A 25,804-nucleotide genomic window follows, 5' to 3' on the forward strand; every position below is an offset into this window, starting at 1 on the left:
GCGTAGCGCCACCCGGCATTTTCAAAGGAAACACAGTATGCAGACCATCACCACCTCCTGGTTCGTCCAGGGCATGATCAAAGCCACCTCCGACGCCTGGCTGAAGGGCTGGGACGAGCGCAACGGCGGCAACCTGACGCTGCGCCTGGACGATGCGGATATCGAACCCTTCGCGGCCGATTTCCACCAGAAGCCGCGCTATATCGCCCTGAGCCAGCCGATGCCGCTGCTCGCCAACACGCCGTTTATCGTCACCGGTTCCGGGAAGTTCTTCCGCAACGTTCAGCTCGACCCGCAGGCCAACCTCGGCGTAGTGAAAGTGGATAGCGACGGCGCGGGCTACCACATTCTGTGGGGGCTGACGGATGAGGCGGTGCCAACCTCTGAGCTGCCGGCGCACTTCCTCTCCCACTGCGAGCGCATCAAGGCGACCAATGGCAAGGACCGCGTGATCATGCACTGCCACGCCACCAACCTGATCGCCCTGACCTACGTGCTGGAAAACAATTCTGATTTCTTCACCCGCAAATTGTGGGAAGGCAGCACCGAGTGTCTGGTGGTGTTCCCGGACGGCGTCGGCATTCTGCCGTGGATGGTGCCGGGCACCGACGAAATCGGCCAGGCAACCGCGACGGACATGCAGAAACATTCACTGGTGCTGTGGCCGTTCCACGGCGTCTTCGGCAGCGGCCCGACGCTGGATGAAACCTTCGGCCTGATCGACACCGCCGAGAAATCCGCGGAAGTGCTGGTGAAGGTCTATTCCATGGGCGGCATGAAGCAGACCATCACCCGGGAAGAACTGATCGCCCTGGGTAAACGCTTTGGCGTCACCCCCATGCAGTCGGCGTTAGATTTGTACCAATAACAACATCGCGCCCCGCTCACCGAGACGGGGCGAAAACCACCTGCAATCCCTACAACTAACTCAAGTCAGTGGAGTAAAAGCAATGAAAATAAAAGCAAGCTTGATCCTCACCGTTGCCGCTCTGGCGTTGTCCGGTTCCGCTTTAGCAGAAGTGAAAATCGCCCTGGTGGCGAAGTCCTTAGGGAATGGATTCTTCGAGGCAGCGAACGTCGGCGCGCAGGAGGCGGCCAAAGAGTTAGGCGATGTAAAAGTGATTTATACCGGCCCGACCACCACCACGGCGGAAGCGCAGATCGAGGTGCTGAACGGGCTGATCGCCCAGGGCGTGGATGCGATCGCGATTTCCGCGAACGATCCGGACGCCGTCGTGCCGGTGCTGAAAAAAGCGATGCAGCGCGGCATCAAGGTTGTGTCGTGGGATTCCGGCGTGGCGAAAGCCGGGCGTCAGATCCACCTCAACCCGTCCAATAACGCCCTGATTGGCGAAACTAACGTCAAGCTCGCCGCCGATGCCCTGAAAGCGCTGAACGTGGAGAAAGGCGATGTGGCGGTGCTGAGCGCCACGCCAACCTCCACCAACCAGAACACCTAGATTGCGGAGATGAAAAAGGTGCTGCCGAAGTACCCGTCCGTCAATCTGGTGACCGTGGCCTACGGGGACGATCTCTCTGACAAGAGCTACCGCGAAGCTGTCGGCCTGCTGAAAACCTACCCGGAGCTGAAAGTGATTGTTTCGCCTTCTTCCGTGGGCATTGTGGCTGCCGCGCAGGCGGTGAAGGACCAGGGCAAGATTGGCAAAGTGTACGTCACCGGTTTAGGCCTGCCGTCTGAGATGGCGGGCGCGGTGAAGTCCGGCGCAAGCAAGAGCTTTGCCATCTGGAACCCGATTGACCTGGGCTATGCCGCAACCTACCTGGCGGATGACCTGGTGAAAGGCACCGCCACGAAAGGTGAGGCCAGCATGGGCAAGCTGGGCAAAGTGAAGCTGGATGCCGACGGCAACGGCGCGATGGCCGAGCCGTTCGTTTACGATGCCAGCAATATTGATAAGTTCTCAAAAATCTTTTGATGCGATTTGTAGGCCGGATAAGCGTAGCGCCATCCGGCAAAAGGCGGGTGGCGCTGCCGCTTACCTGCCCTACAAATTCCCCTGTCCAGGAGAACTATCATGACCCCATTGCTACAGCTTTCTGGCATCACCAAGGTGTTCCCCGGCGTGCGTGCTCTTGAGAACGTGCAGCTTGCGCTGTGGCCCGGCAAAGTGACGGCGCTTATCGGCGAAAACGGCGCGGGCAAGTCGACGCTGGTCAAAGTGATGACCGGCATATACCAGCCCGACGAGGGCGAAATTCTCTACAAGGCGATCCCCGTTCACCTTCCGACGCCGGAGTCGGCGCATAAAATGGGCATCACCGCCATTCACCAGGAAACCGTCCTGTTCGATGAACTCTCGGTCACCGAAAATATCTTTGTCGGTCAGTACCTTCACAAAGGCTTCCTGAAAAAGCTCGACTGGCCGGAAATGCACCGCCGGGCGCAGGCTATTCTCGCCCGCCTTGAGGTGCAAATCGACCCGCGCGCAACGCTGAAAACCCTGAGCATCGCCCAGCGTCACATGGTGGCGATTGCCCGCGCGCTGTCGTTTGAGGCGCAGGTGGTGATCCTCGATGAACCCACGGCGGCGCTGTCACAGCATGAAATCCTCGAGTTTTACCAGATTGTGGAGCGCTTAAAGCAGGAGGGAAAAGCCATCCTGTTTATCTCCCACAAGTTCGACGAGATTTTTGAGCTGGCCGATCACTACACCATTTTGCGCGACGGCGTGTTCGTCGGTGCAGGGGCAATAAATGAGATCACCGAAGAGCGGATGGTGTCGATGATGGTCGGGCGCGCCATTACCCAAACCTTCCCGAAAATCGACTGCGAAAAAGGCGAGACGGTGCTGGAGGTGAAAAACCTCTGCCATCCGACCGAGTTTGCGCATATCTCGTTCTCCCTGCGTAAAGGGGAGATCCTCGGCTTTTACGGGCTGGTGGGTGCCGGGCGTACCGAGCTGATGCAGGCGCTTTCCGGCGTCACGCGGCCATCGTCCGGGGAAATTATCCTCAACGGACAGCCCCGGCGCTTCCGCCAGCCTGCGGATGCGATCAAGGCCGGTATCGTCTGTGTGCCGGAAGAAAGGCAGAAACAGGGGGCGATTATCGCCCTGCCGATTGCCCAGAACATCAGCCTGCCTCAGCTCAGCAGGCTCAATCCGAACGGCGTACTGCACGACGACCGCGAATGGAAGCTGGCAGACGAATACGCCAGGCGCCTGCAAGTGAAAGCCTTCAGCTGGAAGCAGGCGGTGGAGACCCTCTCTGGCGGCAACCAGCAAAAGGTGGTGATCGGCAAATGGCTGGCGACGCACCCTGACGTGATCATCCTCGATGAGCCAACAAAAGGCATCGATATCGGCTCAAAGGCAGCCGTGCATCAGTTTATGTCCGAGCTGGTCAGTCAGGGGCTGGCGGTGATTATGGTCTCGTCCGAACTGCCGGAAGTGATGGGCATGGCGGATCGCATTATCGTCATGCACGAGGGGCTGATGGTGGCCGAATACCAGGCGGGAGACGCGACGGCGGAAACCATCGTCAGCGCCGCCAGCGGTGCAAAACAGGAGGCGGCATAAATGCTTAGCTCACTCTTAAAACACCGCGAGGCGCTGCTTGGCGCGGTGATTGTCCTGATGGTTGTCGCCATTGGCAGCCGCGTGCCATCGTTTATCGCACCGGGCAACCTGGTGGAGATGTTTAACGACACCGCCATTCTGATCGTCCTCGCGCTCGGGCAGATGATGGTGCTGCTCACTAAAGGCATCGACCTGTCGATGGCGGCTAATCTGGCCCTGACCGGGATGATTGTCGCCCTGATTAATTTCCATTACCCGGACGTGCCCGTCTGGGCGCTGCTGATCCTTGCCAGCGCGCTTGGGCTGCTGATGGGCGCAATAAACGGCCTGCTGGTGTGGAAACTGGGCATTCCGGCGATTGTGGTCACGCTCGGCACCATGAGCATCTACCGCGGAATGATCTTTTTGCTCTCCGGCGGCGGCTGGGTGAACTCCAACCAGATGGGTGCAAACTTCCTCGGCCTGCCGCGTGCGTCAGTGCTGGGCCTGCCGGTGCTGAGCTGGTGCGCCATCGCCGTACTGCTGCTGGTGGGCTACTTCCTGCGCTACAGTCGCACCGGACGGGCGCTCTACACCGCCGGCGGGAACGCCACGGCAGCGTACTACACCGGGATCAACGCCGGGAAAATGCAGTTCATCAGCTTCTGCCTTTCCGGTCTGCTGGCCGGGTTCTGCGGCTACCTGTGGATATCACGCTTTGCCGTTGCGTATGTTGACGTCGCTAACGGTTTTGAATTGCAGGTGGTGGCAGCCTGTGTGATTGGCGGGATCAGCACCATGGGCGGCACCGGCCGCGTGCTCGGCTGTCTGTTCGGGGCGCTGTTCCTTGGCGTCATCAACAACGCCCTGCCGGTGATCGGCGTCTCCCCGTTCTGGCAGATGGCGATTTCCGGCTCGGTCATTGTCATCGCTGTGCTGCTGAACGAGCGCGGCAACAAGCGCAAAGGCAGGCTGATCCTGCGCGACGCGGCGCTGGCACGTCAGAAACTGGCGGTGAAACCATGAGCAAAATGATGACATCTGAAGAGTTCAAACCCACTTCTGCGCCGGGCATCTTCCAGCGCCTGCTGTGCTGGGAGGGCTTCCTGCTGGCGGTGACGCTGGCGGTGTTTGTGGTGAACGCGCTCGCCTCGCCCTACTTCCTCAATATCTGGAACCTCTCCGACGCGACGTTCAACTTCACGGAAAAAGCGATCATTGTGTTGCCGATGGCGATGCTGATTATCGCCCGGGAAATTGACCTGTCTGTGGCCTCCACCATCGCGCTCAGCTCCACGGTGATGGGCTTTTGCGCGGCAGCGGGCGTCGATACGCCACTGCTGGTGTGCGTGGGATTAGGCGTCGGGCTACTGTGCGGGCTGTTCAACGGTATTCTGGTGACGCGCTTTAACCTGTCGTCCATCGTCATCACCATCGGCACCATGAGCCTGTACCGCGGGATCACCTACATCCTGCTCGGGGACCAGGCGCTGAACAGCTACCCGGAGAGCTTCGCCTGGTTCGGCCAGGGCTACGTCTGGGGTGCGCTGTCGTTTGAGTTCGCGCTGTTTATCGTGCTGGCCGCTCTGTTTGCCTTTGTGCTGCACCGCACCAATTTTGGCCGCCGCACCTACGCCATCGGCAACAACCCGACCGGCGCGTGGTACTCCGGCATCAACGTGAAGCGCCACAACCTGATCCTGTTTGCGCTGGTAGGACTGATGTCCGGCCTGGCGTCGGTGCTGCTCACCTCGCGTCTGGGCAGTACCCGCCCGACCATCGCGATGGGCTGGGAGCTGGCGGTGGTGACGATGGCGGTGCTCGGCGGCGTCAATATTCTCGGTGGGTCCGGCAGCATGGTGGGCGTGATTATCGCCGCCTTCCTGATGGGGCTGGTGACCTTCGGCCTGAGCCTGCTCAACGTGCCCGGCATTGTGATGTCGGTGATTATCGGCGCGATGCTGATCGTGGTGATTTCGCTGCCGATTATTACCCGCCGGGTGATGCAGCGAAGACGGATCTCATAGCCGGGTGGCACTGCGTTTACCCGGCCTACTTAACAGTAGGCCCGCGCAAGCGCAGCGCCGCCGGGCATAAAAATCACAGTAATTAAGGAGAATTATCATGAGCTTTATGTTGGCACTCCCCAAAATCAGCCTGCACGGCGCGGGCGCGATCGGCGATATGGTCAATCTGGTGGCAAACAAACAGTGGGGAAAAGCGCTGATTGTCACCGACGGCCAGCTGGTGAAACTTGGCCTGCTCGACAGTTTGTTTTCCGCGCTCGACGCCCATCAGATGTCGTATCACCTGTTCGATGAGGTATTCCCGAATCCGACGGAAGCGCTGGTGCAAAAAGGCTATGCGGCATATCAGGATGCGGAGTGTGATTACCTGATTGCCTTTGGCGGCGGCAGCCCGATTGATACTGCCAAGGCGATCAAAATCCTCACCGCCAACCCAGGTCCGTCAACCGATTACTCCGGCGTCGGCAAGGTGAAAAACGCGGGCGTGCCGCTGGTGGCGATCAACACCACCGCAGGCACGGCGGCGGAGATGACCAGCAACGCGGTGATCATTGACGCCGCGCGACAGGTGAAAGAGGTGATTATCGACCCGAACATCATCCCGGATATCGCCGTGGACGATGCCAGCGTGATGCTTGATATTCCGGCCTCCGTGACCGCCGCAACCGGCATGGATGCCTTGACCCATGCGATTGAAGCCTACGTGTCCGTCGGCGCGCACCCGCTGACCGATGCTAACGCGCTGGAGGCGATTCGCCTGATCAACCTCTGGCTGCCGAAAGCGGTTGACGATGGTCACAACCTGGAAGCGCGCGAGCAGATGGCCTTTGGTCAGTATCTGGCGGGCATGGCGTTTAACAGCGCCGGTCTGGGGCTGGTGCACGCCCTGGCGCACCAGCCGGGCGCGACGCACAACCTGCCACACGGCGTGTGCAACGCCATTCTGCTGCCGATCATCGAAAACTTTAACCGCCCGAACGCGGTCGCACGTTTCGCCCGCGTGGCGCAGGCGATGGGCGTTGACACGCGCGGCATGAGCGATGAAGCGGCCAGCATGTCAGCCATTCAGGCGATTCGTGACCTGAGCGCCCGGGTCGGCATTCCGTCCGGATTTAGCCAGCTCGGCGTCACCAAAGCCGATATTGAAGGCTGGCTGGATAAAGCCCTCGCCGACCCGTGCGCGCCGTGCAACCCGCGCACCGCCAGCCGCGATGAGGTCCGCGAGCTGTACCTGGAGGCTTTATGATCCGCAAAGCGTTTGTGATGCAGGTAAACCCGGACGCGCACGAGGAGTACGCACGTCGCCACAACCCGATCTGGCCTGAGCTGGAGGCGGTACTGAAAGCCCACGGCGCGCACCACTACGCCATCTATCTCGACAAAGCTCGCAACCTACTGTTTGCGACGGTGGAGATTGAATCGGAAGAGCGCTGGAACGCGGTGGCAAACACCGATGTCTGCCAGCGCTGGTGGAAATATATGGGTGACGTTATGCCGTCGAACTCGGATAACAGCCCGGTGAGTTCGGCGCTGAAAGAGGTGTTTTACCTGGACTGATGTGTTAACGCTGCTGCCCCCGAGGCGGCAGCAATCTCCCGCCTGCCACTCAGCGTAAACGCCGACACCACCGTGATCGCCAGCACGAAGCAGCCCAGTATCAGATACGTCTCCTGGAAGCCGACCCGGTCATACATATTTCCGGCAAAGGCGGAGAGGAAGATCGCCGCCGACTGTTTGGCAAACTGGAAGCCAATCAGGTAGATGGTGGCCGACAGGCGCGTATCAAACACCCCGGTGATGTACTTGAATGCCCCCACCAGCAGGAACGGGACTTCCAGCGCGTGCAGCATCTTCAGGGCAATCACCTCCACGGCAGTGGTGGCAAACGACGAGCCGATAATGCGCGTCGCCATGATCACCCCGGCAATCAGCAGCGTGTTTTTCGCGCCGATGCGGTTAATGATCCACGGCGAGCAGAACATAATGATCGCGTTACAGATTTCCCCCGCCGTGGTGGCGAAACCAAAGGCACGGGTCCCCTCCTGCGGCGTGGCGAAGAAGGTTTTGAAGAAGGTGGCAAACTGCTGGTCGAAGACGTCATACACGCAGGCCACGCCAATCACGTACAGGATGAACATCCACATTCTGCGCTGGCGGAACAGGGTAAAGACGGTTTTAGCGGTGATCTGCGGCTGATTCGCGCCCAGGGCGTTCATCACCTGCGCCGTCTGGTTAGGCTTCGGTTTCGCGACCACCAGCAGCAGCATCAGCAACAGCGCCGCGGCCGACCCCATCCAGAAGACGTACGACGGATCGATGCCGAACAGGATGCCGCCCGTTGAGGCGCACAGCCCCCAGCCGAGACAGCCGAACATACGCGCCTTGCCGTACTCAAAAAAGCTGTTGCGGCTTACGCGCTCAATATAGGCCTCAATCGCCCCCGACCCCGCTGAGAAGACAAAGCCGATATACAACCCACCGCTCAGCGCCCCCAGCCAGATATTGGTTTTCAGCAGCGGGGCGAAGACGTACAGGAAGAACGGCGCGAACAGGAACAGCAGCACCGAGATGATCCAAAGCAGGTGTTTTTTCAGCCCCAGCTTGTCCGAAATGACCCCCAGCACCGGCTGGAAGGCAATGGCCGACAGCGAGATGCAGGAGAAAACAATCCCGGTATGGGTTTTGTTCAGGCCGATGATGTCCGACAGCCAGATCGGCAGGAACGGAAAGCAGGTGGCCATGATGAAGAAGTAGAGAAAGAAGAACAGCCCGAAGATCCAGAAATTAGGGTTGTCTTTGTGGGTACAGGTTGTTGTGTTCATTATTTTTATCCTCAACGGAGGGCCGGTTGCCCGGCCCGTCACCCTTACACGCGTTCCACACCAATCAGAATGGCGGTTTCCGGATCCAGAATCGGCAGTGCAATACCCGCCTGCATCAGCCACTCACCGCTTACCGTTTGCGGCGCGTTCATCCACGCCGGCAGCTTACGCATGGTGTGCCCGCCCTCGCCCGTAATCTGGATGTTCGGGTGATCGAGCAGCGTGATGCGGTACAGCGCGCTGGCGTCTAACCCCGGCATGCGCAGCGGCATCATCAGGGTGTAATCCGGCATCGCGAGCTGGCTGACCAAAAACAGCCCCTGCGTCTTATCTTCGCTCACTATACCCTGCGCCAGGGTGGTGGCGTCCGGCATATCCACGCGCCACTGGGTGCCGTGATGAATGACCTCTCGCCACCGCTTGTGCAGCGCGGCGTAATGGCGATAGCCTTCACGCTCCTGCGCATCGACGGTGAGCGGATCCAGCTCCAGCCCCATGTGACCAAAAAGCGCCGTCAGCCCGCGGAACTGAATGCTGTGCTGGCGGAAGGTGGCGTGACATTTATGATGACCGATATGCGCCCCCATCACCTCCGGCGGGAAGAAGTAGCTCATGCCGCGCTGGATAGTGTTGCGCTCCAGCGCGTCGTTGTTGTCGGACGCCCAGAAGCGGTGGCAGCGGGTCAGCACTTCATAATCGATTCGCCCGCCGCCGGAGGAGCAGGATTCAAACTCAATGTGCGGGAAGCGCTCGCCCAGCACGTCCAGCAGGCGGTAAAACTGGCGCGTCTGGGCGTCGGCGGCGGCTTTGCCCTTGTGCCCTGGCTGCACCAGCTCGCGGTTCATATCCCATTTCACGTAGTCGACCGCGTGTTCGCCCAGCAGCCAGCTCATGCGTTCGACCAGATATTCAAAGGCCTGCGGAATATTGAGATTGAGGACCAGCTGGTGTCGCCCGGTCGCCTGGGCGTAGCCCGGCAGCGCCAGCACCCAGTCAGGGTGCGCGCGATACAGATCGGAATCGGGGTTAATCATCTCCGGCTCAACCCAGATACCAAACTCCATGCCGAGCTGTTTAACGTGATCGATTACCGGCTTTAGGCCGTTCGGGTATTTTTTCTCGTCCAGATACCAGTCGCCCAGCGCGGCGTGGTCGTCGTTGCGGCCTTTGAACCAGCCGTCGTCAATGATAAAGCGCTCCACACCCAGCGCTGCGGCCTCGTCGGCCATGCGCATGATGTAGTCCGGGTCGTGGTTGAAGTAGATCCCCTCCCAGGTGTTGAGGTGCACCGGGCGCGGTTTATCTTCCGGGAAGCGGATAACATTGTCGCGCAGGTAGCGGTGGAACTGCTGGCTCATGCCGTTCAGCCCGTGCGGGGAGTGACTGGCATACAGGCGCGGCGTCCAGAGCGTTTCCCCCTCTTCAATCGCCATTTCACCCGGCAGGTAGAGCGCTTCGGCCTGCATATAGCGGCGGCCATCGGTTTTCGCCTCTGCGCGCAGGCGGTGGTTACCACTCCAGCCCAGATGTATACCCCAGACGTTGCCGTGCATTTCACTGAATGACGGCGTACCTGAAATCAGCGCCGGGAAATGTTCATGGGAGGTTTTACCCCGACGGTTTTCAATCACAAAGCTGTCATGTTCAAGCATCACGCGGTGCGGCTGAAACTCCCTGATCCAGCGTCCGTGGAAGGCCATCACCTCCTGCGCGTGTTCGGCCACCGGCAGCGTCACGGCAAATCGATCCACCTGCCACGCCTGCATTTTCAGGTTGGTTAACCCATGACGCACCACCAGTACGCCGCTGGCATCCAGCGTTATTTCACTGGTCAGACGCAGGCCTGCATGCTCGTCTTCAGCAGTGATTGTCAGGGCGTTTAACGCCTGCTGCACCTGCGTGGTTTTAAATACCGGCGATCCGTCCAGCCCCTGGCGGTGCCCCTCGATGCCCGGCGAGCCAAACAGCCCATGCCCCAGCTCTGCCATCAGCGTGACGGGGGAGTCGACGTCCAGCCTGCCATTAGCAACCGGGCGCGCAATACTCAGCACATCCTGCGGCGAAAAGTGCTGAAGGTGTGCCCCCCAGTAGAGAATTTCGGCGAACGGGTGGGTTTTTACCACCACGTCAACCGTATTGCTTTCAAGTCGAAAAATGGAATCTTGCATCAGACATCTCCTGTCATCGGGATGTCCTGAGTGTTGATCCGAAACGTTTCGGATACAAACCAAAACGTTTCGGATCTGTGATCGGGTTTGGAATTTTTGGTGTAATCAGGCCGTCTGGCCTGGGGAGAATTCTGGCTGCCAGAGCACCTGAAGGGTGTCAATGTCGTCGCCATTAATCAGCTGGCGCACCATATCGGCAATCTGTTTCCCGACACCCTGACGGGTAGATTGGATCACCGCAGCGACGTCGATATCGACAATGCTGTCCTGCGGTAAGCCGTCATAGACCACCAGCGAAACGGCATTTTCACCGGTTAAGCGCCCCATCTGCGCCAGGGCCATCGCTGCGCCGTCGCCGTGGGTGTTGCAGTCGGTAATGATGGCCGTGGGCGGCTGCGGCAGGGAGAGAAGTTCTTGCGTGGTGGCATACCCCACGCGACGCGAAGGGGGCATGGCGCGCAGCCATTCGCTGGAAAGTCCGGCTTCCCGCAGCGCGTCCAGGTAGCCCTGGCGGCGCTGGGTGATGAATGCCTGGTTGTTGCTTTCGCCCAGCAGCGCAATGCGCTGATGGCCTTTCTCGATCAGCCAGCGGGTGGCCTGATATGTGCCGGCATAGTTGTCGAAATCGAACCACGCGTACGGCTGCGGGAGCTGGCTGCGGCCGAGCGCCAGGAACGGGAACCCGGCGGCCTGTAGCTGCTCAAGACGCGGATCGTGATCCAGCGTATGTGCCACAATCAGCGCATCCACGCGTCGGCTCTGCACCATGCGCATATAGCTGTGTTTGTCCGCCAGATCGTCGTCAGCGATGAGCAGCAGGTCAATCTCATGTCGCGCCAGTTCGTGGCTAATTTCGCCGACCATGTCCATAAAAACGCTGTTATTGAGCGGAACAGGATGCACCGGAAACACCAGCCCGACGGCGTCGATTTTGCCCATCTTCAGGCGACGGGCAAAGGTATTTGGTCGGTAGCCACGGCGCTGGGCCTCCGCTTCCACGCGGGCGCGCGTCTCAGCAGAAACGTCGTCATACCCGTTGAGGGCGCGGCTGACGGTGGTAACAGACAGCCCCAGTTCTTTGGCAATGGCTTTAAGCGACATGATTTTCCGTATCTTTGTTAGTTTTGTTCCGCCACCAGCAGCGCGTGCGTATCTGGCTCCAGCGCCTTAAAGATATGCGGCTGGTCAGCAGGGTAGCAAATGTAATCTCCCGGGCCGAGCTCTTCCGCCGCGTCGATCAGACCGACCATCGCCCGCCCCTGGGTCACGATAATATGCTCAACCGAACCAGGCGGATGGGGCTGGGAAATACGGTCTGCCCCCGGCTGAGTCAGCAGCAGATAGATATCACGACGCGCGCCAGGCGGACACGCCGCGAGCAAAATCGCCTCGTAGTTCGCCTGCCCGGCGACGACTTTTGTGCCCTCGCCGCGGCGGATCACCTGCGTGACGGGTTGCTGCGGCTCCAGTAACCGAGCAAACGGAATATCCAGCGCCACGCAAAGCGACCACAGCGTTTCCAGGCTAGGATTGCCGTTGCCAGACTCCAGTTGAGAAAGCGTGGATTTGGCGATCCCGGCACGGCGGGCAATTTCTGCCAGTGAGAGCCCGGTTCGCAGGCGCTCTCGCACCAGACTTTTGGCGATCACGCTGATTGGCTGCGTCATAATAACGGCCTCTTTCTCTCTATAACGAACGAATCGTTCGTCTTGTAAAACGTTTCTGATGCGTTCATTATAATGGAAACACGTTCGATATGGCTAAAATGGTATGAAGAATCACCTCTCTTGCCTGAAAGGCGACACGATAAAAGCGATCGTCCTGGTCTGCCTCGCGGTGGGCGTGGTCGGCATGTCTTATGGCTCACTGGCGATGGCCTACGGTTTCCCGCTGTGGGTGCCGTTTGTCCTCTCCCTCACGGTGCTGGCAGGCGCATCCGAGTTTATGTTTATCGGCATCGTGGCGAGCGGCGGCAATCCGCTGGCAGCGGCAGCGGCCGGTTTACTGGTTAACGCGCGCCATGTGCCGTTCGGCGTTACGGTGCGTGAACTGGTGGGCAAGCGCGGCCTGAGCTTTCTGGGCTGTCATATCATGAATGATGAAAGTGTGGTGTTCGGCCTGTCGCAAAAAACCGCCGAGCAGCGTAAAGCGGCCTACTGGCTGTGCGGCCTGGGCGTGGCAATCATCTGGCCGCTGGGGGCGGTGCTGGGCGCGATAGTCGGCAAGCTGCTGCCGGACCCGGAAACCATCGGGCTGGACGCGGTGTTCCCGGCAATCCTGCTGGCGTTAGTGGTGCCGGCATTTAAAAACCGTACCACGCTGATCCGCGCCTGTAGCGGCGCAGTGTTGTCGCTGGCCGCCGTACCGTTTGCGCCGGTTGGCCTGCCGGTGCTGCTCTCTTTGCTCGGCCTTGCCGCGAGAAAAAAATAATGGAAAACATGACGGTTTTTATTCTCGGCATCGCCATTCTTTCTGCCGGAACCTATCTGATGCGTCTCGGCGGGGCGAAACTCGGTAGCCGGCTGGCGCTTTCTGAACGGTCGCAGGCGCTGCTTTCAGACGCGGCAACCGTTTTGTTGTTCTCCGTCGCGCTGGCAACAACGTTTTATGAAGGGGACCATTTTGCCGGGATGGCGCGCGTACTGGGGGTGGGGTTCGCGGTGTTTCTGGCCTGGCGCAAAATGCCGTTAATTGTGGTGATCGTCGCGGCGGCGGTGGTGACGGCGCTGCTGCGTCTGGCGGGGATCCACTAAGAAAAATGCCCGACAGAACAGCGCTGCCGGGCATCTGAGGGGTTAATGCGCAGGAAGCGTATCGACGTTAAGCGTCAGCGTTTCTTCAAAATCCGTGGTGTTAGTAACGCTAAACGCCTTGTCAGAGAGATAGGTCGTGATCATCATGGTGGCGACAAACTGCTCGCCCGCCACTTCTGTACCGTTTACGGCAGCCAGCGCTTTTTCCGGCTTTAGCGTCACCTGAGAAGCGCCTCCCTGAACGGCTACCGCGCCAATATCGACCGCGGCCAGCTGCACGGGGTTCCCGTCTACCCGCCCATCTTTAAATTCGATTTTCATCGCGCCGTTATCCGTAAAACGATACGCCAGGTTCTGTCGGGCAATCCCGTCTACGGAGAGGCGCATTTTGCGCGCATCCGGACACAGCACCGAAACCTGAACTTCACGCGTCACAGAAGCATAACCGTTATACACTTTGCCAATATGCTCAGCGGACGTTTGCCGCATATCCTCTTTACGGTAGCGCCCGTAATCGACTTTCTTCACCGCCGACATCATTTCACAGGCGCCGTCATCGGCCTGCGCCATTCCCGAAAGTCCCGCTGCGCCGCAGAGCAGCATAAGCATCAGCGCGTATTGACGAACGTTATTCAGAGACATTTCCCTGTCACCTCTTCATAGAATTTATTCGGTTCTGCCTCCGGCAGGGTGTACGTCAGCCTGCAACGCCCTTCATCCAGCTTCGCATACAGCTGCTGGCTGGCAGAGATATCGTTCAGGAAGATCACGCCGTCTTCTGGCGCACTCGTCACATACTCCCCTGCCGCGTCCACAATCGAGACACCTTCCGGCAGCGGCGTACCGTCCGCACGGCGTATACTGAGCAGCACGCGGCGCTGGCTTAACGTCGCAAACTCCCACTTCGCCACAGCGCCGTGAGACGCTTTGATCGCTGTTCTGCCATTTCTTACGTCCAGATTGCCTGGCAGGCTTTCCGTGTTGATCTCAATCGTGCTTTCACGGAACGGCGACAGCGCAGGAATAATCGCCTGGCCCCATTTATCGGTCCATACCGCGCCGCGCGGGGTACCTATCTCGATACCAGCCACCGGTTTATCCAGTCTGGCAATGGCGTACGTATCGGTCACGCGGTAAGGCGAGAAGGTCACCCCGTCGCTGTGGGCGACAATCCCGCCGCTTAATGCTGCTGAGTAGTTGGTATTGCTGTCGTTATCTCCTCCTGCCGCCAGCGCCAGGTTGGTGTAATGCAGATTACTGTTCAGCGAGCTGTCCCAGCTGGTGGTGTTCTCTTCCTGGTCCTGAGTGACCCCCACCGTGTACTGGTTCTCAGCGTTGAGCGAGCCCATTGCCCGCGTGCCGTAAGAACGCTTACCTTCGCTCTCGCGATACCAGGAGCTGGTTGTCACGCCTGAGCGTCCCAGCGGGATCGACACGTTTACGTAAAACTGATCGTTGTCGCTGCTGTCGTGCCGGCTGACATCCGACTCCCAGTTCACGCTCACGTTGAAGTATTTAAAAGTCTGTGACCACGACGAGATAAACCGGCGACTGTCATAGTCGCTGTTCCAGCTCTCGTTGCGATAATAGCTGAGGGAAAAGCGGCCCAGCGTGGTACTCGACCAGTTGATACCGACGCTGGTGTCGTATTTGGTTTGCGACATATCGTCATCGTCGCCGTAAAGTTCCGCCATCTCGCGATAGTCCGGTGTGCCATAGCTACCGCCCAGCGAAAGCCCAATGCCCCACGGCAGGGAGTAACCCAGATCCAGCGTCGTTTTGTTGCCGTCAGTTTGCGTCTGGTTGTCTATTGACGCCAGAAAACCCAACGAGGCATACAGGTTCTGCATCGGTATGGTATCGAGGTTGCCGGAGAAGCCATAATAGTGGTTATCCGCCATCACCATACCGGCCAGGAAATTGACACGCTTATTGACAGACCAGCCGTTGTTGGCGGACACCACCCACGGATTTTCAAAGCGTGAGTCCATGTCTTCAACGCGGCCCATAGCCAGCGTAAAGCCCGGGGCACGGCCTATATGATTGCTGCGGAACGTACTTGCCGAGACAGTGAATCGGTTTTCGCTGCCGTCAGTCTCGGTGACCGTTACGTTCAGGTCGGTGTTGAGGTTCGCCAGCGGCACGTCCTCCAGGTTGAACGGACCGGCAGGAACCAGCGTTGAGTAAATAAGCTGTCCGCCCTGGCGGATATCGACGCGCGCCTGCGGATTACGGGCAATACCGCTGACTTCGACGCCCGTCCCCACCTGAGGAGTGAGTGCGGTATCCGGCATCATCTGGACCCCGTAAATTCCCGGAATACTGAAGCGGCTGTTGGCGATGTTAATCTGGCCACCCTGCACCATCACGCCATAATCGGTAAAGGTACGCTGGGCATAGGTGTAGAGGGAGTCAACCTCAAAATCCTGATCGCTGCCGTCGCTAATGAACTGCGTGCTGCGCACAATCCAGTCTCCGGCATTAAAGCCCATTTCAAAGGTCGACTGGAAACGGTCAGCGTTCTCATCATCATAGTGATTATGGGTGCCAAACATGGAGTAATTCAGCATGGCTGCACGTCCGCCACGCACCTCGGCGAACTGTCGGCCATAATCAGGGTCGATCGCTTCAGGCGGTACAACAACCGATATTTCATCAATATCCGGCGAAGTCTGAATCGTTGATCCGGACCAGTAGTGATAAATCTTCGGGCAGGTGCCTCTTTTCGTCTGTTTAATCAGGCCCGCGTTTTCCAGAAACGCTTTATCAATACAGGGCGTTCCTTCCTCATCAAATTTCACGGGCATAATATTGCGCTGCTTACCATTAATATTAACCGTCACATTATGGTAGCCAGGGGTAAAACGGGGAGTGAGGGAATAGTAATCCGCAATGGCCGGATCAAGCCCGTTATTTTTTAAAGCATCGCTGTCAAATATGGCTCGCGCCAGTTCCAGAGATTCATTCGCATTAGAGGAAATCTCAGCCCGAATATTAAATGCCAGCACGCTAAGGCAAAACACGAGCATTCCCTTTTTACAGGAACCGTTTAACATAACTACTCCATGTTTGTTAAGTGATTTTATTGCTGAAGGTCGGCGATATAATTCCCTGCCTTATAGCCATAACGCGTTGCCGGATAGATTTCGATTTGTTTTTCGGATGCTGATATTTTGGCTGGGGCGCTGGCCGTCATTTTTTCGCCAGGAAGAATGTAAGTCTTAGCTAATGTCGCGATCGTACCCGAGGCCATTAATTTCACCTTTTGCTCCAGTCGGACGACATAAGGCGTATTATTCTCAACCGTGACATTGCCATTTTTTATCTGCCAGGTGAGTGCCTTCCAGGGTTCAATATTTACCGCCAGGCCAGCCGGGTGAATAATGACGGGAAGGTTCTGGCTAAACACCACTTTAACTTTATTTTTTTCACGCTGAGGGATAGCGGTAAAAATGACACGCTTAAAATGTTCCACCTTCAGCGGCTCATTACTGTTTTTCAGCACAAAACGCACGCGCTGGGTTTTACCCGCATCTACGCGCACAACCGGCTGCGTGGCAATCAGACCCGGTTTGGGGTCGTCCGGGAGATCAATAATTTTGGTGTACAGCAGCTGTGCTTCAGCATCGGTGTTTTTAACATCCATGCTGGCCCCCTGCTTGTCTTCATTGACAATAAGCAGCGAGGTATCCGGCACCATCCCGGCAGCCATACCGTTGAATGAGGCCAGCAGGCAGGCACAGATCAGCGTTCTCTTTAAAAGCAGCATAATATTAGTCCATTAATATTGGTATAGGACACCCCACCGAAGTGAGGTGTCAGGTATTTCATGATACGTGGGGGTGATTACAGATAAACCAGCTCAACGTTGGTTAAGCCGTCCAGGGTGGCTTCATCCGTGATATTTAAATCGTTGGTTGGGTTAATCATCGCGGCAATGCCCACGTTGAAGTTAATTTTAGTTTGTGCAACAGGTGCAATTGTACCGGTCGCTTGATCTGTGAAGGAATAAATCTCACTCTTATCTGCTTTCACCTGTAAATAGCGAACCCCGCTTTTAACTCCCCATGATGCACCGTTATCGCTGGTGAAGATTGGATAAAGGTTTACACCGTCTCCGTTGGTCGTCGCCCCGTCGGTCTTTTGGATACCCATTGAATAAGCGCCAATTTTCTTATCGCCATACATCCCCAGGCCAGCCGTAAAACCCACGCTGGTAGGGAAATCCGAATCAATAAAGTTCACCGGAATAGTCTCCGTAGGCGCAGAATCCACATGCGAATCGTTAAAGGTCACGCCAACGCGGGTCGCTTCTTCACAGGTAATAGAAATAGGGATAATTTTAACATCCGCCAGAGGGGTTGGGGTGGTGGAATTCAGACTAGCCACCTTCATGGTACCGAAATCAGCAATACCGCCACCGCTAATAAATGCCGGTGTACAGGAAGACGGAACAATTTTCCCCGTAACCTGAATATCAACACTGGAAGCCGCCATTGCTGAAGACGCCGCTACTGCCAGTACAGATGCCAGCACTCCTTTTTTAAACATCGCGTTCATTTAATTTCCTTATATGAGTTAAATACAAAATAAACCAAAAGAGAAATATTTGGTTTTAGGGGTAAAGATTTAATATTGTTTTTGAAACTATCATCATGAATAACCGGGGTCAATGACTCCGAATCTCTTTAGGATTAAAGCCTGAGGATTTCCTTATTATTTGGGATCAATTATTGATTATTTATATAATAAATCCCGAAATACAGTCTGAAAGACATGAAATCATACATTATTGAAATGAATTAAAAGAACTGGTCAGACCTTATATTTAGATCATGTATGAGATTGCTGATTTTTAAGTAAGGGTAACTCAACCGGACGGAACATTATAGTTATTATTCAACCAATAAGAAATATCCCGGAGGATATGGCTATTTTCTGTCAGGTTGAAAATACAGGCGGTTTGTACAGGAAGGCGGGATAAAACAGGGGAGCAGAATGAAACCTGTCCCTGCTCCGAAAAGCAAGGGACAGCGGCTATATGACTTATTTGTTCAGTTCAGCGGTCATGTGTACGCGGTTACCGGTGAATGCCTGGGTAATTTTGTAGGATGACGCGCCCGCTTCCTGAGCCTGTGCGGCGGTTTTAGCTTCTGCACCATCCAGCGTAGAGGCGGATGCAGTCACAGTCTGCGCAGCGAAAGAACCGAAAGAAGCAGCCAGAGCGATTACAGCGACAAAAGTTTTGATGCTTTTCATGAGATAAACCTTTTCGTTAAGTTGTTTAGATAAGGCACCGTGCCTTGATGAGATAAATACTAGCCCTCATCATGAACAACTAAAAGCGGAAGGTTTTGCTATACTCATTCAAAATTACTGATTAACAATTACTCGCTGCGGATGGGTGTAAATTGTCGCCCTGCCCGGCTTGCAGAACCCCACCAGCGTCAGGTTGCAGCGCTCTGCCACTTCGACCGCCAGCGTTGTCGCAGCCGACACCGCAAACAGGATCTCCACGCCGCACATGGCCGCTTTCTGCACCATTTCATAGCTGGCGCGGCTGGAAACGAGCGCGGCCCCTTGCTGCCAGACGGCATCTTCACGCGCGCGACGGCCCAGCAGCTTATCCAGCGCCACATGGCGGCCTACATCTTCATGACCTCCGACGATCTCGCCCGACGGGAGCACCCACGCCGCAGCATGTGTACAGCCGCTCAGCTGACCTATGGGCTGGACATCATTGAGGTGCTCCAGGGCTTTGTCGAGGTTACCGAGGTTGAAGGTCTGGGTAAACGGCAGCGGCGCGACGGGCTTACCGATATCGTTAAGCTGTTCAACACCGCACACGCCACAGCCGGTGCGTCCGGCCAGCGCCCGGCGGCGCTCTTTCAGCCCCATAAAGCGGCGACTGGAGAGTTCGATTTGTACTTCAAGGCCATTACAGGCCTGAACCACATCCATACCGTAGATCTCCTGCGGATGCGCAATGATGCCTTCCGAGAGGGAAAAACCTATGGCGAACAGTTCCAGATCTTTCGGCGAAGCCATCATCACCACATGCGAAATCCCGTTGTAAACCAGGGCAACGGGGACCTCTTCCGCCAGAAAATCCGGCGTGGCATGTGAAATGTGAGGCGGTCTGTGTACCGACAGTTCCACAATGCCCGCAGGCAGTGGCGACACGTGGGCAGCACGGTTTTGTTTAGACACAACGGTATTCCTGAACAACCACGGAAGTGAGCCTGCTATTGCAACACAAACGGCAGGCCTTACGCATAGTATGGATCAACTTTTCAGCAACCATTCTCCTACTCAATACGGAGGGGTGCAACCGATCAGCTGCTACACCTCTTTAACATGTACAGGATAAAATGTGATTGATATCACATTTTATAATCAATGCCGTGATAATACGTTCACTTTGTTTTAACCCCGTTAGAACAGGCGTACCGACATTGTGGTATTCTGGGCTTATCCCTCGGAGAAATGAGGGATTAATGCAAATTTTTCTCCTTTGCGGTTAATTCTCAACCGCAAAGTAAAACTACATAGCAATGTCGTAATGAACCAAGGAGTGACCCATGCAGGTCAGCAGAAGGCAGTTCTTTAAGATCTGCGCTGGCGGTATGGCAGGCACCACGGCGGCGGCACTGGGCTTTGCGCCCGGTGTAGCGCTGGCGGAAACACGGCAGTATAAACTGCTGCGCACCCGCGAAACCCGTAACACCTGTACGTACTGCTCCGTCGGCTGTGGGCTGTTAATGTATAGCCTCGGCGACGGTGCGAAAAACGCCAAAGCATCCATTTTCCACATCGAAGGCGATCCGGATCACCCGGTCAACCGTGGTGCGCTGTGTCCGAAAGGGGCCGGTCTGGTAGATTTTATCCACTCCGAAAGCCGCCTGAAGTTTCCTGAGTATCGCGCTCCCGGCTCTGACAAATGGCAGCAAATCAGCTGGGAAGAAGCGTTCGATCGCATCGCTAAGCTGATGAAAGAAGACCGCGATGCCAACTTTATCGCGAAGAATGCCGAAGGCACCACCGTTAACCGCTGGCTCTCCACCGGCATGCTGTGTGCTTCAGCGTCGAGTAACGAAACCGGCTATTTAACCCAGAAATTTACGCGCGCACTCGGTATGCTCGCGGTCGACAACCAGGCGCGTGTCTGACACGGACCAACGGTAGCAAGTCTTGCTCCAACATTTGGTCGCGGTGCGATGACCAACCACTGGGTCGACATCAAAAACGCCAACCTCATTGTGGTGATGGGCGGTAACGCCGCTGAAGCGCACCCTGTCGGGTTCCGCTGGGCGATGGAAGCCAAAATCCACAACGGCGCGAAGCTGATTGTGATCGATCCCCGCTTTACGCGTACAGCGTCAGTGGCGGATTTCTACACCCCTATTCGTTCAGGTACTGACATCACTTTCCTGTCAGGCGTATTGCTGTACCTGATGACCAACGAAAAATATAACCGCGAGTACACCGAAGCCTATACCAACGCCAGCCTGATCGTGCGTGAGGATTACCACTTCGAAGATGGCCTGTTCAGCGGTTATGACGCCGAAAAACGCAAATATGACAAAACCAGCTGGAACTACGAGCTGGACGAAAACGGCTTTGCGAAGCGCGACACCACCCTGCAACACCCGCGCTGCGTGTGGAACCTGCTGAAAGAGCACGTGTCCCGCTATACGCCGGAGGTTGTCGAAAACATCTGTGGGACGCCGAAGGCGGACTTCCTGAAGGTGTGCGAGCTGATAGCGGAAACCAGCGCGAAAGATAAAACCGCGTCGTTCCTGTATGCGCTCGGCTGGACGCAGCACTCCATCGGCGCGCAGAACATCCGCACCATGGCGATGGTTCAGCTGCTCCTCGGCAACATGGGGATGGCAGGCGGCGGCGTGAACGCCCTGCGCGGTCACTCTAACATTCAGGGTCTGACCGACCTCGGCCTGCTGTCTCAGAGCCTGACGGGTTACATGAACCTGCCGAGCGAGAAACAGACCGATCTGCAAACCTACCTGACGGCCAGCACGCCAAAACCGCTGCTCGAAGGCCAGGTGAACTACTGGGGCAACTATCCGAAGTTCTTCGTCTCGCTGATGAAAGCCTTCTACGGCGACAAGGCGACGGCGGAAAACAGCTGGGGCTTTGACTGGCTGCCGAAGTGGGACAAAGGTTACGACGTACTTCAGTACTTCGAAATGATGCACCAGGGCCAGGTCAACGGCTATATCTGCCAGGGCTTTAACCCGGTGGCGTCGTTCCCGAACAAGAACAAGGTTGTCGAGTCTCTGTCGAAGCTGAAGTTCCTGGTGACGATTGACCCGCTCAATACCGAAACGTCGACGTTCTGGCAGAACCACGGTGAGTCGAACGATGTCGATCCGTCGAAGATTCAGACCGAAGTGTTCCGTCTGCCGTCTACCTGCTTCGCGGAAGAGAACGGGTCTATCGTCAACTCCGGCCGCTGGTTGCAGTGGCACTGGAAAGGCGCGGATGCCCCGGGCATCGCCTTGAACGACGGCGAGATCCTGGCCGGTATCTTCTTACGTCTGCGTAAAATGTACGCGGCTGAAGGCGGCGCAACGCCTGAGCCGGTGCTGAACATGACCTGGAACTACTCGACGCCAGAGAATCCGTCTCCGGAAGAAGTGGCGATGGAGAGCAACGGTAAGGCGCTGGCGGACGTTATCGACCCGGCGACCGGTGCGGTGCTGGCGAAGAAAGGCGATCAGCTCAGCACCTTTGCGCACCTGCGCGATGACGGTACGACCTCCAGCGGCTGCTGGATCTTTGCCGGTAGCTGGACGCCGAAAGGCAACCAGATGGCCAACCGCGATAACGCCGACCCGTCGGGCCTCGGCAATACGCTGGGCTGGGCATGGGCGTGGCCGCTTAACCGCCGCATCCTCTATAACCGCGCCTCTGCTGACCCGCAGGGCAACCCGTGGGATCCGAAGCGTCAGCTACTGAAGTGGGACGGCGCGAAATGGGGCGGCGTGGATATTCCGGACTACAGCACTGCCGCACCAGGCAGCGATGTCGGGCCGTTTATCATGCAGCCTGAAGGGATGGGGCGCCTGTTTGCTATCGATAAGATGGCGGAAGGTCCGTTCCCGGAACACTACGAGCCGTTTGAGACGCCGCTGGGTACTAACCCGCTGCACCCGAACGTGGTCTCTAACCCGGCAGCCCGCATCTTCAAGGGCGATTTTGAAGCGCTGGGTAAAAAGGACAAGTTCCCGTATGTCGGCACCACTTACCGTCTGACCGAGCACTTCCACTACTGGACCAAGCACGCGTTGCTGAATGCCATCGCGCAGCCGGAGCAGTTTGTGGAGATCGGCGAGAAGCTGGCGAACAAACTCGGCATTGCCCATGGCGATACCGTGAAGGTCTCCTCTAACCGCGGCTACATCAAAGCCAAGGCGGTGGTGACCAAGCGTATTCGCACGCTGAACGTTCACGGTCAGCAGGTGGATACCATCGGCATCCCAATTCACTGGGGTTATGAGGGCGTGGCGAAGAAAGGGTTCATTGCGAACACCCTGACGCCGTTCGTCGGTGATGCGAACACGCAGACGCCGGAGTTTAAGGCCTTCCTCGTGAACGTGGAAAAGGTGTAACGGAGACGACTTATGGCTTATCAATCTCAAGACATTATCCGTCGTTCCGCGACTAACGGTTTCACGCCCGCGCCTCAGGCGCGGGACCACCAGCAGGAAGTGGCGAAGCTTATCGACGTGACCACCTGTATCGGCTGTAAAGCCTGTCAGGTGGCCTGTTCAGAGTGGAACGACATCCGTGACGAAGTGGGTCACAACGTCGGGGTGTACGACAACCCGGCGGACCTGACCGCCAAGTCCTGGACGGTAATGCGTTTCTCGGAAGTGGAGCAGAACGACAAACTGGAATGGCTTATCCGCAAAGATGGCTGTATGCACTGTGCGGATCCGGGCTGCCTGAAGGCGTGTCCGTCAGAAGGGGCTATCATTCAGTATGCCAACGGCATCGTCGACTTCCAGTCCGAGCAGTGTATTGGCTGCGGCTATTGCATCGCGGGTTGTCCGTTTGACGTGCCGCGCCTGAACCCGGAAGACAACCGCGTCTACAAATGTACGCTGTGCGTTGACCGCGTAAATGTCGGCCAGGAGCCAGCGTGCGTGAAGACCTGTCCAACTGGCGCTATCCACTTTGGCTCCAAAGAGGATATGAAAACGCTGGCGGCAGAGCGCGTGGGCGAGCTGAAAACTCGTGGTTACGATAACGCGGGCCTGTACGATCCGGCCGGGGTTGGCGGTACGCACGTGATGTACGTGCTGCACCACGCCGACAAGCCGAACCTGTATCACGGCCTGCCGGAGAACCCGGAAATCAGCGCCACCGTGAAGTTCTGGAAAGGCATCTGGAAACCGCTGGCCGCGGTCGGTTTTGCGGCCACCTTCGCAGCGAGCATCTTCCACTACGTCGGCGTTGGTCCGAACCGTGCGGAAGAGGAAGACGACAACCTGCATGAAGAGAAAGACGAGGTGCGCAAATGAGAAAACGTGACACCATCGTGCGCTACACCGCGCCGGAACGCATCAACCACTGGGTCACCGCCTTCTGCTTCATGCTGGCGGCGATAAGCGGGCTAGGGTTCTTCTTCCCGTCCTTCAACTGGCTGATGCAGATACTGGGCACGCCGCAGCTGGCGCGCATCCTTCACCCGTTCGTGGGTGTGGTGATGTTTGCCTCGTTCATCATCATGTTTTTCCGCTACTGGCACCATAACCTAATCAATCGGGATGATATCTTTTGGGCGAAGAATATTCGTAAGATCGTCGTCAACGAGGAAGTGGGTGATACCGGGCGTTATAACTTCGGCCAGAAATGCGTATTCTGGGCGGCGATTATCTTCCTGTTCCTGTTGCTGGTGAGCGGCGTGATCATCTGGCGTCCGTACTTTGCGCCTGCTTTCTCAATCCCGGTGATCCGATTCGCGCTGATGCTGCATTCATTTGCCGCAGTGGCGTTAATTGTGGTTATCATGGTGCATATTTACTCCGCCCTCTGGGTGAAAGGCACCATTACCGCGATGGTGGAAGGCTGGGTCACCAAAACGTGGGCGAAGAAACATCACCCGCGCTGGTACCGAGAAGTCCGCCAGAAACAGGAAAAGTCATCTGAATGAGTATTCGCATAATCCCGCAAGATGAGCTGGGGTCGAGCGAGAAACGTACGGCGGAGTATATTCCGCCGTTGTTATTCCCCAGACTCAAGAACCTCTACAACCGCCGCGCAGAGCGTCTGCGCGAGCTGGCAGAGAACAACCCGCTGGGCGATTTTCTGCGTTTTGCCGCGCTAGTCGCCCATGCGCAGGAAGTGGTGCTGTACGACCATCCGCTGCAAATGGACCTGACTGCACGCATCAAAGAAGCCAACGAGCAGGGCAAACCGCCGCTGGATATTCACGTCCTGCCGCGCGACAAGCACTGGCATAAGCTGCTGCATTCTCTGATCGCCGAGCTGAAGCCCGAAATGAGCGGCACGGCGCTGGCAGTCATTGAGAACCTGGAAAAAGCCTCCGATCAGGAGCTGGAAGAGATGGCGAGCGCGCTGTTTGCTTCCGACTTCTCACTGGTGAGCAGCGATAAAGCGCCGTTCATCTGGGCTGCGCTGTCGCTCTACTGGGCGCAAATGGCGAGCCTGATTCCAGGTAAAGCCCGCGCCGAATACGGCGAAGCGCGCCAGTTCTGCCCGGTGTGTGGTTCAATGCCGGTCTCCAGCATGGTGCAAATCGGCACCACTCAGGGGCTGCGCTACCTGCACTGCAACCTGTGTGAAACCGAGTGGCACGTGGTGCGCATCAAGTGCAGCAACTGCGAACAGACCCGCGACCTGAACTACTGGTCGCTGGAAAATGAAGACGCGGCGGTGAAAGCGGAGAGCTGCGGCGACTGCGGGACCTACCTGAAGATTCTGTATCAGGAAAAAGACCCGAAAGTCGAAGCCGTGGCCGACGATCTCGCCTCGCTGATTCTGGACGCGAAGATGGAGCAGGAGGGCTTTGCCCGCAGCTCGATCAACCCGTTCCTGTTCCCGGGTGAAGGGGAGTAATCTCCTGTGAGAGTGCCGGGCGGCGCGAGCTTGCCCGGCCTACACCTGGTAAGGCGTAAGGACCTCGTCAATACCCGCAAAATCTTTCGTGTTGCGAGAAATCAACGGACATTTTCTGCTCTGCGCTGTGGCCAGAATGATAGCATCAGGCAGTTTCATTCCATGCTTCTCACGTAGTAAAACGCTTCTTTCCGCAATATCCCGAGACACATCAATAATTTCAAAAGCGCCCATAACGGCTGCCGTTTTCGCTTCATGACCATGCCTGCGAGCGCCCACCATTACTTCCATCCAGGTAATTAAGCTGATGGCACGATGCGACGCGGTATGCTCAATCGCATCCGCAGCTTCAACACGGTTGTTGAAGAGATCAATGAGAATATTGGTATCAAACACTGCCATGTGCTCCAT

23 protein-coding genes and 1 pseudogene are annotated in these 25,804 nt (G+C 57.0%); 13 read left to right on the forward strand and 11 right to left on the reverse strand.

The window, feature by feature from the left end; genetic code table 11:
* Window positions 1-37 precede the first annotated feature (37 nt).
* The 7 genes and pseudogenes from rhaD to rhaM all read left to right on the forward strand — a co-directional run bounded on the left by rhaD (window position 38) and on the right by rhaM (window position 7,102).
* Complete coding sequence (gene rhaD / locus ACOTWU_RS20090; RefSeq protein ID WP_015569930.1) at window positions 38-868, forward strand: rhamnulose-1-phosphate aldolase; 831 nt, start codon at window positions 38-40, stop codon at window positions 866-868.
* Between the two features lie 82 nt (window positions 869-950).
* Window positions 951-1,937, forward strand: a pseudogene (rhaS, locus tag ACOTWU_RS20095) (rhamnose ABC transporter substrate-binding protein).
* A gap of 99 nt (window positions 1,938-2,036) precedes the next feature.
* A complete protein-coding gene (locus ACOTWU_RS20100) occupies window positions 2,037-3,539 on the forward strand; it encodes a sugar ABC transporter ATP-binding protein (RefSeq protein WP_015569928.1) in 1,503 nt (500 codons plus the stop codon).
* Complete coding sequence (locus ACOTWU_RS20105; protein WP_032651980.1) at window positions 3,540-4,544, forward strand: ABC transporter permease; 1,005 nt, start codon at window positions 3,540-3,542, stop codon at window positions 4,542-4,544.
* Window positions 4,541-5,545 carry an ABC transporter permease gene (locus ACOTWU_RS20110; RefSeq protein WP_015569926.1) on the forward strand — a complete coding sequence of 335 codons (1,005 nt, stop codon included), beginning with the start codon at window positions 4,541-4,543 and terminating at the stop codon, window positions 5,543-5,545. The genes ACOTWU_RS20105 and ACOTWU_RS20110 overlap by 4 nt, the downstream gene beginning before the upstream one ends.
* A 97-nt stretch (window positions 5,546-5,642) precedes the next feature.
* Complete coding sequence (gene fucO, locus ACOTWU_RS20115) at window positions 5,643-6,791, forward strand: lactaldehyde reductase (protein WP_003861980.1); 1,149 nt, start codon at window positions 5,643-5,645, stop codon at window positions 6,789-6,791.
* Window positions 6,788-7,102: an L-rhamnose mutarotase gene (gene rhaM / locus ACOTWU_RS20120; protein ID WP_040118244.1), complete on the forward strand. Its 315-nt coding sequence runs from the start codon at window positions 6,788-6,790 to the stop codon at window positions 7,100-7,102. The genes fucO and rhaM overlap by 4 nt, the downstream gene beginning before the upstream one ends.
* Here rhaM and ACOTWU_RS20125 read toward each other — a convergent pair.
* The 4 genes from ACOTWU_RS20125 to ACOTWU_RS20140 all read right to left on the reverse strand — a co-directional run bounded on the left by ACOTWU_RS20125 (window position 7,090) and on the right by ACOTWU_RS20140 (window position 12,202).
* Window positions 7,090-8,367, reverse strand: coding sequence for an MFS transporter (locus tag ACOTWU_RS20125; protein ID WP_015569924.1), 1,278 nt, complete (start codon window positions 8,365-8,367; stop codon window positions 7,090-7,092). The genes rhaM and ACOTWU_RS20125 overlap by 13 nt on opposite strands.
* 44 nt (window positions 8,368-8,411) lie before the next feature.
* A complete protein-coding gene (locus tag ACOTWU_RS20130; RefSeq protein WP_126499208.1) occupies window positions 8,412-10,535 on the reverse strand; it encodes an alpha-galactosidase in 2,124 nt (707 codons plus the stop codon).
* A 105-nt stretch (window positions 10,536-10,640) separates the two neighbouring features.
* Entirely contained in the window at window positions 10,641-11,636 is a 996-nt protein-coding gene (locus tag ACOTWU_RS20135; protein ID WP_003861974.1) for a LacI family DNA-binding transcriptional regulator, read from the reverse strand.
* Window positions 11,637-11,653: 17 nt separating this feature from the next.
* Window positions 11,654-12,202: a helix-turn-helix domain-containing protein gene (locus tag ACOTWU_RS20140; RefSeq protein ID WP_003861973.1), complete on the reverse strand. Its 549-nt coding sequence runs from the start codon at window positions 12,200-12,202 to the stop codon at window positions 11,654-11,656.
* 103 nt (window positions 12,203-12,305) lie between these two features.
* Between ACOTWU_RS20140 and ACOTWU_RS20145 the strand changes: the two genes are divergently transcribed.
* Both ACOTWU_RS20145 and ACOTWU_RS20150 read left to right on the forward strand, forming a co-directional pair.
* Entirely contained in the window at window positions 12,306-12,965 is a 660-nt protein-coding gene (locus ACOTWU_RS20145; protein WP_032103441.1) for an AzlC family ABC transporter permease, read from the forward strand.
* Window positions 12,965-13,288 carry an AzlD domain-containing protein gene (locus tag ACOTWU_RS20150; RefSeq protein ID WP_015569921.1) on the forward strand — a complete coding sequence of 108 codons (324 nt, stop codon included), beginning with the start codon at window positions 12,965-12,967 and terminating at the stop codon, window positions 13,286-13,288. The genes ACOTWU_RS20145 and ACOTWU_RS20150 overlap by 1 nt, the downstream gene beginning before the upstream one ends.
* A 42-nt stretch (window positions 13,289-13,330) precedes the next feature.
* On the opposite strand, the gene ACOTWU_RS20155 is transcribed toward ACOTWU_RS20150, so the two are convergent.
* The 6 genes from ACOTWU_RS20155 to fdhD form a co-directional block, all read right to left on the reverse strand.
* A complete protein-coding gene (locus tag ACOTWU_RS20155) occupies window positions 13,331-13,930 on the reverse strand; it encodes a hypothetical protein (protein ID WP_032103440.1) in 600 nt (199 codons plus the stop codon).
* Window positions 13,921-16,344: a fimbrial biogenesis usher protein gene (locus ACOTWU_RS20160; protein WP_032103439.1), complete on the reverse strand. Its 2,424-nt coding sequence runs from the start codon at window positions 16,342-16,344 to the stop codon at window positions 13,921-13,923. Before ACOTWU_RS20160 ends, ACOTWU_RS20155 begins: the two co-directional genes overlap by 10 nt.
* A 26-nt stretch (window positions 16,345-16,370) precedes the next feature.
* Window positions 16,371-17,057, reverse strand: a complete 687-nt coding sequence (locus tag ACOTWU_RS20165; RefSeq protein WP_015569918.1) for a fimbria/pilus chaperone family protein — start codon at window positions 17,055-17,057, stop codon at window positions 16,371-16,373.
* 77 nt (window positions 17,058-17,134) lie between these two features.
* Window positions 17,135-17,848: a DUF1120 domain-containing protein gene (locus tag ACOTWU_RS20170; RefSeq protein ID WP_032103438.1), complete on the reverse strand. Its 714-nt coding sequence runs from the start codon at window positions 17,846-17,848 to the stop codon at window positions 17,135-17,137.
* 486 nt (window positions 17,849-18,334) lie between these two features.
* Window positions 18,335-18,547: a YdgH/BhsA/McbA-like domain containing protein gene (locus ACOTWU_RS20175; RefSeq protein WP_252049383.1), complete on the reverse strand. Its 213-nt coding sequence runs from the start codon at window positions 18,545-18,547 to the stop codon at window positions 18,335-18,337.
* A gap of 114 nt (window positions 18,548-18,661) precedes the next feature.
* Complete coding sequence (fdhD, locus tag ACOTWU_RS20180) at window positions 18,662-19,498, reverse strand: formate dehydrogenase accessory sulfurtransferase FdhD (RefSeq protein ID WP_032103437.1); 837 nt, start codon at window positions 19,496-19,498, stop codon at window positions 18,662-18,664.
* 371 nt (window positions 19,499-19,869) lie between these two features.
* Between fdhD and fdnG the strand changes: the two genes are divergently transcribed.
* Genes fdnG through fdhE form a run of 4 tightly spaced genes read left to right on the forward strand, consistent with a single transcriptional unit; the run spans window position 19,870 to window position 25,393 of the window.
* Window positions 19,870-22,920: a formate dehydrogenase-N subunit alpha gene (fdnG, locus tag ACOTWU_RS20185; protein ID WP_085929672.1), complete on the forward strand. Its 3,051-nt coding sequence runs from the start codon at window positions 19,870-19,872 to the stop codon at window positions 22,918-22,920.
* 12 nt (window positions 22,921-22,932) lie between these two features.
* Entirely contained in the window at window positions 22,933-23,835 is a 903-nt protein-coding gene (gene fdxH, locus ACOTWU_RS20190; protein WP_014072386.1) for a formate dehydrogenase subunit beta, read from the forward strand.
* Window positions 23,832-24,467, forward strand: a complete 636-nt coding sequence (fdoI, locus tag ACOTWU_RS20195) for a formate dehydrogenase cytochrome b556 subunit (RefSeq protein ID WP_421625792.1) — start codon at window positions 23,832-23,834, stop codon at window positions 24,465-24,467. The genes fdxH and fdoI overlap by 4 nt, the downstream gene beginning before the upstream one ends.
* Entirely contained in the window at window positions 24,464-25,393 is a 930-nt protein-coding gene (gene fdhE, locus ACOTWU_RS20200) for a formate dehydrogenase accessory protein FdhE (protein ID WP_003861956.1), read from the forward strand. Before fdoI ends, fdhE begins: the two co-directional genes overlap by 4 nt.
* 39 nt (window positions 25,394-25,432) lie before the next feature.
* On the opposite strand, the gene ACOTWU_RS20205 is transcribed toward fdhE, so the two are convergent.
* Window positions 25,433-25,804 carry a type II toxin-antitoxin system VapC family toxin gene (locus tag ACOTWU_RS20205; protein ID WP_077266491.1) on the reverse strand — a complete coding sequence of 124 codons (372 nt, stop codon included), beginning with the start codon at window positions 25,802-25,804 and terminating at the stop codon, window positions 25,433-25,435.

This window comes from Enterobacter cloacae complex sp. GYL001 (genome assembly GCF_049237125.1).
In the GTDB taxonomy this organism is placed as follows: Bacteria; Pseudomonadota; Gammaproteobacteria; order Enterobacterales; family Enterobacteriaceae; genus Enterobacter; species Enterobacter hormaechei_C.